General features: G+C 70.0%; 9 protein-coding genes and 1 pseudogene. 6 read left to right on the top strand and 4 right to left on the bottom strand.

What is annotated here, in order from left to right; all coding sequences use genetic code 11:
- The 5 genes and pseudogenes from AIIKEEIJ_RS09715 to AIIKEEIJ_RS09695 all read left to right on the top strand — a co-directional run.
- Window positions 1–548, top strand: a pseudogene (locus AIIKEEIJ_RS09715) (DUF1707 SHOCT-like domain-containing protein); the annotation flags it as partial.
- A 23-nt stretch (window positions 549–571) separates the two neighbouring features.
- Complete coding sequence (locus AIIKEEIJ_RS09710) at window positions 572–1,399, top strand: DUF1707 SHOCT-like domain-containing protein (RefSeq protein WP_029546712.1); 828 nt, start codon at window positions 572–574, stop codon at window positions 1,397–1,399.
- A complete protein-coding gene (locus AIIKEEIJ_RS09705) occupies window positions 1,396–1,947 on the top strand; it encodes a hypothetical protein (protein WP_338020931.1) in 552 nt (183 codons plus the stop codon). The genes AIIKEEIJ_RS09710 and AIIKEEIJ_RS09705 overlap by 4 nt, the downstream gene beginning before the upstream one ends.
- 120 nt (window positions 1,948–2,067) lie before the next feature.
- Complete coding sequence (locus AIIKEEIJ_RS09700; RefSeq protein ID WP_006932293.1) at window positions 2,068–2,625, top strand: PadR family transcriptional regulator; 558 nt, start codon at window positions 2,068–2,070, stop codon at window positions 2,623–2,625.
- Window positions 2,618–3,706, top strand: a complete 1,089-nt coding sequence (locus AIIKEEIJ_RS09695; RefSeq protein ID WP_006932291.1) for an inositol-3-phosphate synthase — start codon at window positions 2,618–2,620, stop codon at window positions 3,704–3,706. The genes AIIKEEIJ_RS09700 and AIIKEEIJ_RS09695 overlap by 8 nt, the downstream gene beginning before the upstream one ends.
- A 96-nt stretch (window positions 3,707–3,802) precedes the next feature.
- Here AIIKEEIJ_RS09695 and AIIKEEIJ_RS09690 read toward each other — a convergent pair whose 3' ends face one another.
- The 3 genes from AIIKEEIJ_RS09690 to AIIKEEIJ_RS09680 are packed head-to-tail and all read right to left on the bottom strand — an operon-like array spanning window position 3,803 to window position 6,869.
- Window positions 3,803–4,555, bottom strand: coding sequence for an SDR family oxidoreductase (locus tag AIIKEEIJ_RS09690; protein ID WP_006932290.1), 753 nt, complete (start codon window positions 4,553–4,555; stop codon window positions 3,803–3,805).
- Window positions 4,552–5,622, bottom strand: a complete 1,071-nt coding sequence (locus AIIKEEIJ_RS09685; protein ID WP_161995541.1) for a phosphotransferase — start codon at window positions 5,620–5,622, stop codon at window positions 4,552–4,554. Before AIIKEEIJ_RS09685 ends, AIIKEEIJ_RS09690 begins: the two co-directional genes overlap by 4 nt.
- Window positions 5,619–6,869: an acyl-CoA dehydrogenase family protein gene (locus AIIKEEIJ_RS09680; protein WP_161995540.1), complete on the bottom strand. Its 1,251-nt coding sequence runs from the start codon at window positions 6,867–6,869 to the stop codon at window positions 5,619–5,621. The genes AIIKEEIJ_RS09685 and AIIKEEIJ_RS09680 overlap by 4 nt, the downstream gene beginning before the upstream one ends.
- Before the next feature lie 82 nt (window positions 6,870–6,951).
- Here AIIKEEIJ_RS09680 and AIIKEEIJ_RS09675 point away from each other — a divergent pair, with 82 nt between their 5' ends.
- Window positions 6,952–7,515, top strand: coding sequence for a TetR/AcrR family transcriptional regulator (locus AIIKEEIJ_RS09675; RefSeq protein WP_006932287.1), 564 nt, complete (start codon window positions 6,952–6,954; stop codon window positions 7,513–7,515).
- Here the strand turns inward: AIIKEEIJ_RS09675 and AIIKEEIJ_RS09670 are convergent.
- A partial coding sequence (locus AIIKEEIJ_RS09670; protein ID WP_161995539.1) for a methyltransferase domain-containing protein occupies window positions 7,493–8,091 on the bottom strand: 599 nt, incomplete at its 5' end. The genes AIIKEEIJ_RS09675 and AIIKEEIJ_RS09670 overlap by 23 nt on opposite strands.

Here is an 8,091-nt window from a genome sequence, read left to right as displayed (position 1 = left end):
CCGGCGCGGCGGTGATGCTGTCGGATGGGGACGGCCCGGCGCCGGGACCCGCGGCGGTGCGGGAGCAGCCCGCCGCGCCGGTGGCGGTCCCCGACGACGGTGTCGATCCGATCGTGGTGACCCCGGTCCGGCCGCTCGAGCCCGGCGGGTTCGAGGCGGTTCTTGCGGCGGTGCGGGACCGCTTCGGCGACACGGTCGTGTACCGGCTGGTCCTCCGTCCGGAGCGGGCCCACATCGAACGGGCGCTGCCGGACGAGCCGGGCCGGATCGCGACCTACACCTACACGGGTGGGGCACTGCGGGCCCAACCGGTGACGGTGCAGCGCTTCCCCGGCTACCAGGACTTCGACCTCGGCGCGGTCGACGCGGGGGCCGTGACCGCCCGGATCGCGGAGGCGCCCGCGCTGGTCGGCCTGCCCGGCGGCACGGTCTCGCACGTGTCGTTCGCCCACGACGGCACCCCGGCGGTGACCATCTACATCGAGTCCGGCGACGGCACGCGGTACGTGAAGATTCTGTTCGACGGCGGCGTGCTGGGCGTGTTCTGAGCTGCGTCGTTACGATCTCCCGCATGATCGGCCGCCATTCGCCTTCCACCAGGGCACGCGACGCCGATCGGGCTGCGGTCCGGGCGCGGCTCGACGCGGCGTATGCGGACGGTCAGCTCTCGGGCGCCGAGCACGAGGTCCGGGATGCGCGCGCCGGTGCGGCGGACACGCTCGGCGAGCTCGACGAACTGGTCGCCGACCTGCAGGCGAGCCCGGGCGCCGCCGCGGCGGCACGGGTCCGCGCCTGGGGTCCCTGGGTGTTCGCCGGGGCCGTGGTGACGGCGGCGGTGGTGGCGGGGGTGGCGACGTTCCGCTGGGTGCGCGCCGACCCGCCACCCGCCGGGGCGCAGCAGGCGCTGTACCTCGACCCGGCGGCGCTGCGACCGGTCGTGGTGCCGACGCCGAGCCTGGTGACCCGGGCGGGCCTCGAGCAGTACCGGGCCGACCACCTGGCGGCGTTCGGGAACACGCTCGTCGACAAGGTGGACTTCTTCGAGCAGCACGCGAGCATCACCCGCTCCGTCCCCGACGTCCCGGACCGCATGGTGTCGTACACCTACCGCGGCGGTTTCGACCCGGACCATGCGCCCCGGACCCGTGCCGTGGACACCCCGGTGGTCGACCTGGCGACGCTGGACGTCGACGAGATCGCCCGCTACGTCGCGGGGGCGCCGCAGAGCGTCGGCGTGCCGGACGGCACGGTCGGCCACATCTCGGTCGGCTTCTCGTACGACCAGCCGTCGGTGCGCATCTTCGTGCGCAACACGGCGGGCGAGACCGGATTCCTCGAGGTGACGCCGCAGGGCGAACTGATCGAGCTGCATCGGTTCGAGAACCGGGGGACCCGGTGAGGGCCCGGCGTGTGGTGATCGCGGCGACGACCGTCGCGGTGGGGGCCGTGACGGGCGCGCTGGCGGGAGTCGTCGGGAACGCGGCGGACGGGCCGGAGCCGCTGCCGGACCTGACGTCGCCGCAGGGGCTGGCCCGGTTCGTCGAGGACTATCGGGCCGAGTTCGGCGACACGCTGGTCGACGACCTGACCCTGTTCCCGGAGCATGCGTCGTTCGACCGGGCGGTGGCCGGCGATCCGCACCGGTATCTCTCGTACACCTTCGACGGCGAGTTCGACTCGTGGAGCAGTCCGAGTACCCGGACGTCGGATGCGGTGGCCTTCGATCTGGCGGGCCTGGACCTGGTCGCGGTGTCAGAGATGATCCTCGGCGCTCCCGCGACGCTGCGGGTGCCCGACGGCCGGTTGGAGCAGGTCGGCGTCGACGTCGACGACGAGGGCCGGGCCACGGTCGTGGTCCACGCGCAGCGTCCCGGCACCGATCAGGGCGGGCATCTCGTCTTCGCGTTCGACGGCACGCCGATCGCGGTGTTCCCGTACGAACCCTGACCGATTTACCGATACCCGTTGTTACATGCACTCCGCTCCAGTATCGTCCTATATATCGGTGCGATATAATCGACAATCGCATCACTCGGATAAGTTCATCGACACGGTGGAGGAGGCCCTTTGCTCGAGCTGGCAATCCTCGGGCTGCTCCTCGAGTCGCCCATGCACGGCTACGAGCTCCGCAAACGACTGACCGGACTGCTCGGCGCGTTCCGCGCCTTTTCCTACGGTTCCCTCTACCCGACGCTGCGACGTATGCAGGCCGACGGACTCATCGAGGAGGACTCGGGAGCACCCGGCACCGTCATGCGACGAGCCCGTCGCGTGTACCAGCTCACCCCGGAGGGCCGTAAGCGCTTCTCCGAGCTGGTGGCCGACACCGGGCCGCAGAACTACACCGACGACGGTTTCGGCGTGCACCTCGCCTTCTTCAGCCGCACCCCCGCCGAGGCGCGGATGCGGATCCTCGAGGGCAGGCGCCGCCAGGTCGAGGAGCGCAGAGAAGGGCTCCGCGACGCAATCGGGCGGGCGAGCGGCACCTTGGACCGCTATACCCGTCAGCTTCATCAGCTCGGGCTCGAGTCGAGCGAGCGCGAGGTCCGCTGGCTCAACGAATTGATCGCCGCCGAGCAGTCGACAGCACAACGCAACACAGAAGGAGAACCCGACCATGGGTGAGAACAGCACCTCGGTGCGCGTGGCCATTGTAGGCGTGGGGAACTGTGCCTCGTCCCTGGTCCAGGGCGTCGAGTACTACAAGGACGCGGAGGCGGGCACCACCGTTCCGGGCCTGATGCATGTCGAGTTCGGCCGGTACCACGTGCGCGACGTCCAGTTCGTCGCCGCGTTCGACGTGGACGCGAAGAAGGTCGGCTTCGACCTCTCCGAGGCGATCTTCGCCAGCGAGAACAACACCATCAAGATCGCCGACGTGCCGCCGAGCGGCGTCACCGTCCAGCGCGGCCACACCCTCGACGGCATCGGCAAGTACTACGCCGAGACCATCGAGCTCTCCGAGGCCGAGCCCGTGGACGTCGTGCAGGCACTGAAGGACGCGAAGGTCGACGTGCTCGTGTCCTACCTGCCCGTCGGTTCCGAAGAGGCCGACAAGTTCTACGCCCAGTGCTGCATCGACGCCGGCGTCGCCTTCGTCAACGCGCTGCCCGTGTTCATCGCCTCCGACCCGGAGTGGGCCGCCAAGTTCACCGAGGCCGGCGTCCCGATCGTCGGCGACGACATCAAGTCGCAGGTCGGCGCCACCATCACCCACCGCGTGATGGCGAAGCTGTTCGAGGACCGCGGTGTGCAGCTCGACCGCACCATGCAGCTCAACGTCGGCGGCAACATGGACTTCAAGAACATGCTCGAGCGTGAGCGCCTCGAGTCGAAGAAGATCTCCAAGACCCAGGCCGTCACCTCCAACCTCAAGAAGGAGATGGGCGCCAACGACGTCCACATCGGCCCGTCCGACCACGTCGGCTGGCTCGACGACCGCAAGTGGGCGTACGTCCGCCTCGAGGGCCGCGCCTTCGGTGACGTGCCCCTGAACCTCGAGTACAAGCTCGAGGTGTGGGACTCGCCCAACTCGGCCGGCATCATCATCGACGCCATCCGCGCCGCGAAGATCGCCAAGGACCGCGGCATCGGCGGCCCCGTGCTGCCGGCCTCCGCCTACCTGATGAAGTCCCCGCCGGTCCAGATGGCCGACGACAAGGCTCGCGCCGAGCTCGAGGCCTTCATCATCGGCGCCGACGCCTGATCCGCGGCTTCCACCGCCTCTGTGGCCGAATGTCACATTCCTTCGATCCAACTGAAGGAATGTGACATTCGGCCACTTCGCGTCGGGGGCGGGAACTCACACCATCCGGCTGACGACGGACAGCGGCAGCACCTTCATCGCATAGGCGAGCGGCGTCCACGGCCAGCTCGGGACGTACGCCTTGTGCGGTTCCTTCTCGATCGCGGCCGCCAGCGCGCGGCACCCGGTCTCGGTGTCGACGATGAACGGCACGTTCTCGACCTTCTCGTTGATCTCCGAGCGGATGAACCCCGGGAAGATCGTGCTCACCCGGATGCCCGTGCGGGCCAGGTCCGCGCGCATGCCCTCGCCGAGCGCCGCGACGGCGGCCTTCGACGCCGCGTACGTCGTGAGATTGCGCGGCATCCCGCGCACCGCACTCACCGACGAGATCAGCACCACGTGACCGGCGTTGCGGGGGCGCATGAGCTCGAGGGCGGCCTCGCTCTGCGCCAGCGCGCCCAGGAAATTGGTGTTCGCCGTCTGCGCATTGGCGCGGAAGTAGCCCGTGCCCAGCGGCTGTCCCTTGCCCAGGCCCGCGTTGACGATCACCCGGTCGAGGCCGCCGAGTTCGTCGTCGAACTCCCGGAACACCGTGAACACGTCCTCGTGCCGGTCCACGTCGAGCCGCCGCACCGCGACGGTGATGCCCGGGTGCTTCGCGAGCAGTTCGTCGCGCAACTCCTCGAGTCGCTCGATCCGTCGCGCCGCGAGGGCGAGGTTGCGTCCCCGCGCGGCGAATTCGCGGGCCATGCCGGCGCCGAGGCCGGAGCTCGCGCCGGTGATCAGGATGTTCCTCCGCGTGCTCATGCGCGTCCCCCCTCGATCTCGTCGATCAGCGTGTTGCACCGCGAGTCCAGGTAGCCGACGATCACCCAGAAGTCCTTGAACGCCGGGTTGGTGGTCTGCCCGTGGTGGTAGCGGTAGTAGATCTGCTGGGCGATCACCGCGAGCCGGAAGAGCCCGAAGACCTCGTAGAAGCCCCAGTTGTCCACGGCAAGGCCGGTCTTCTGCGAGTAGTAGTCGACGATCTCGCGGCGGGTGAGCATGCCCGGCAGGTCCGACGGCTGCCGCTTGGTGGCGACCAGCATCGGATCGTCGTCCGCCTGCACCCAGTAGGCGAGGGACGAGCCGAGATCCATGAGCGGATCGCCGACGGTGGCCAGCTCCCAGTCCAGCACCGCGACGGGCTGCAGCGGGTCGTGCTCGTCGAGCACCACGTTGTCGAGCCGGAAGTCCCCGTGGATGACCGCCGATGCCACGTCGGCGGGCTGGGTCTCGTCCAGCCACTTGGTGACCCGCGCGAAGTCCGGGACGTTCTCGGTGCGCGCCTTCTCGTAGCGCGCGGTCCATCCCGCGACCTGGCGCGCGACATACCCCGAGCCGCGACTGAATTCGCTCAGACCCGTGGACGCGGGGTCGACGCCGTGCAGTTCGACGAGCAGGTCGACGATCCGCAGGCACAGCGTGCGGGTGCGCTCGGGTGTCAGGTCGAGCTCGGCCGGCGGGTTCGCCCGCAGGATCGTCCCCGGTACCCGCTCCATCACGTAGAAGTCGCTGTCGAGCACGCTGTGGTCGGTGCACAGGCCGACCATGCGCGGCACGTACCGGTAGGCGGGCGCGAGCAGCGACTGGATGCGGTACTCGCGGACCATGTCGTGACCGGAGGACGGCTTGGCTCCCACCGGCGGCCGGCGCAGCACGAGGTCCCGGTCGGGGTAGCGCAACAGATAGGTGAGATTCGAAGCGCCACCGGAGAACTGGTGGACCTCGGGGGTCCCGGCGATGCCGGCGTGCTCGCCGAGCCAGGCCGCGACGGCCGCGACGTCGAAGGCGTCCTCGTCGCGGACGGCGCGGGCGTTGTCGGGAATCGTCACTTGCGGCCCTCCGGGTTGTTGTACTTGCCGAGTTCGAAGCGGGCCACCAGGCCCTGATGCACCTCGTCGGGGCCGTCGGCCAGGCGCAGCGCCCGCGCGGCCGTCCAGGCACCGGCGAGCGGGAAGTCGTCCGAAAGACCTGCGCCGCCATGGATCTGGATCGCGAAGTCGATCACCTGCTGCACCACGCGCGGGGTGGCGACCTTGATCTCGGAGACGGCGGAACGCGCGCCGGACAGGCCCTGGGTGTCGAGCAGCCAGGCGGTGTTCAGCACGAGCAGCCGCAGCTGATTGATCGCGATGCGGGCGTCGGCGATGCGCTCGCGGTTGCCGCCGAGGTTGACCAGGGGCTTGCCGAACGCGACGCGGTCGAGGCCCCGGCGGCAGGCGAGTTCGAGGGCGTGCTCGGCGAGCCCGATCAGGCGCATGCAGTGGTGGACGCGGCCGGGACCGAGGCGGCCCTGGGCGATCTCGAATCCGCGGCCGGGGCCGGCGATGATCGCGTCGAGCGGCAGGCGCACGTCGGTGAACGACACCTCGCCGTGGCCGCCGGGCTCGTCGTAGAAGCCCATGGCGGACAGCATCCGCTCGACCTTCACCCCGGGGGTGTCGATCGGCACCAGCACCATCGAGTGCTGCTGGTGCTTGGGTGCGTGCGGGTCGGTGAGGCCCATGAAGATGAGGATCTTGCAGTCGGGGCTGCCGATGCCCGTGCTCCACCACTTGCTTCCGTTGAGCACCACCTCGTCGCCCTCGACGACGGCGGTGGCCGCCATGTTCGTCGCGTCCGAGGACGCGACACCGGGCTCGGTCATGCAGAACGCCGAGCGGATCTCGCCGTCGAGGAGGGGACGCAGCCAGCGTTCCTTCTGTTCGGGGCTGCCGTAGTGGTAGAGGACCTCCATGTTGCCGGTGTCCGGGGCGTCGCAGTTGAAGATCGACGACCGGAACGGGGAGCGGCCCATCTCCTCCGCCAGGGGGGCGTATTCGACGTTCGACAGGCCCGCACCGAGTTCGGAATCGGGGAGGAAGAGGTTCCACAGGCCCTGGGCGCGGGCCTTGCGCTGCAGTTCGCGGAACTCGTCGGGCACCGACCACGTCGCGGCACCCGAGCTGTCGCCGCGCGCCGCGGAGGGGGCGACCCGCTCCCGGCGCAGCCGCTCCTCCACGGGCACCACCTCGGTGGCGACGAAGCTGCGCAGCCGCTCGAGATACTCGCGCGAGCGTTCCGATTGACCGAAATCCATGAGGCCTCCGTGGCTCTAACTGAGCAATGCTTAGTTAGACTAGCCGGGCGCGCAGCACACCATCAAGAGGGAGGGACCATCCGTGAGCACCGAGAAGCGGCGGCGCCTGCCTCCGGAGGAACGCAAACGCCAGCTCGTCGCCATCGGCCTGCAGGAACTGGCCGCCCGGCCCATCCATGCGTTGTCCGTCGACCGGGTCGCCGAGATCGCCGGGATCTCCCGGGGTCTGCTGTTCCGCTACTTCCCCACCAAACAGGACTTCTACGTCGCCGTCGTGGCCGCGGCCGCGCGGCGCCTGCTGCGGGCCGCGGTCCCCGATCCCGACGACACCGATCCGTTGCGCGCCGTCGTGTATGCCTTCGTCTCGTTCATCGACCGGCACGGGCAGAACTATCAGGCGCTGTTCCACGGCGGATTCGGCGCCGACCCACAGATCCGGGAGATCCGCGAGGCCATGCGGGGCACCATGGTCGAACGGACCCTGACCGCGCTCGGCACCGAGGGCGACGCATGGACGATCATGCGGTTGCGGGGCTGGTGGGCGATGGTCGAGTCGCTCTCGATCGACCGGACCGCCGAGCCGTCCGTGTCGGTCGACGACGTCGTCGACCATGCCGTCCGGCTCATCCGCGAGGACCGGGTCTGACCGCCACCAGGCAGCCGGTCGACGGCCGGATCTCGTGGAAGGCCGGCTCGTCGAATCCGGCCCTCCGCAGTGCGCCCGCGTAGTTGCGGACGTCGACGGCGGCGATCGGGTCGACCGCCCGGGCGACGTCCGAGGCGCCGGCCTCGTCGTGACGGTGGCGCATCGCACGGGTCAGGACCCGCACCGTGATCGGGCGGATCCGGCCGGTGGGGTACATGTCGGCGAGCAGCAACCGGCCGCCCGGACGGAGCACCCGGAAGAACTGGGCCAGCGCGTCGTCGCGCCGGCTTTCGGGGATGTGGTGCATCGAGAACGTCGCGGTCACCGCGTCGAACGACTCGTCGGGGTCGTCGAGCTCCTGCGCCGTACCGACGCGGAACTCGCAGTGGGGCAGCCTTCGCGCCCGTGCGGTCGCGTGGTCGATCATCTGCCGCGACGGGTCCACCCCCACCACGTGCCCCGTGGGACCGACCCGCTCGGCCAGAACGCGGGCGAATGCCCCCGGTCCGCAACCGATGTCGAGAACGGCCTGCCCGTGCTGGAGGCCGAGCAGGTCCGCCGCCGCGGCGTCGACCC

Origin of the sequence: Rhodococcus sp. YH1 (genome assembly GCF_009939605.1) — a bacterium.
Lineage (GTDB): Bacteria > Actinomycetota > Actinomycetes > Mycobacteriales > Mycobacteriaceae > Rhodococcus > Rhodococcus aetherivorans.
Note: the sequence above shows the minus strand (reverse complement) of the source record. Positions and strands in the feature narration are given on the sequence as shown.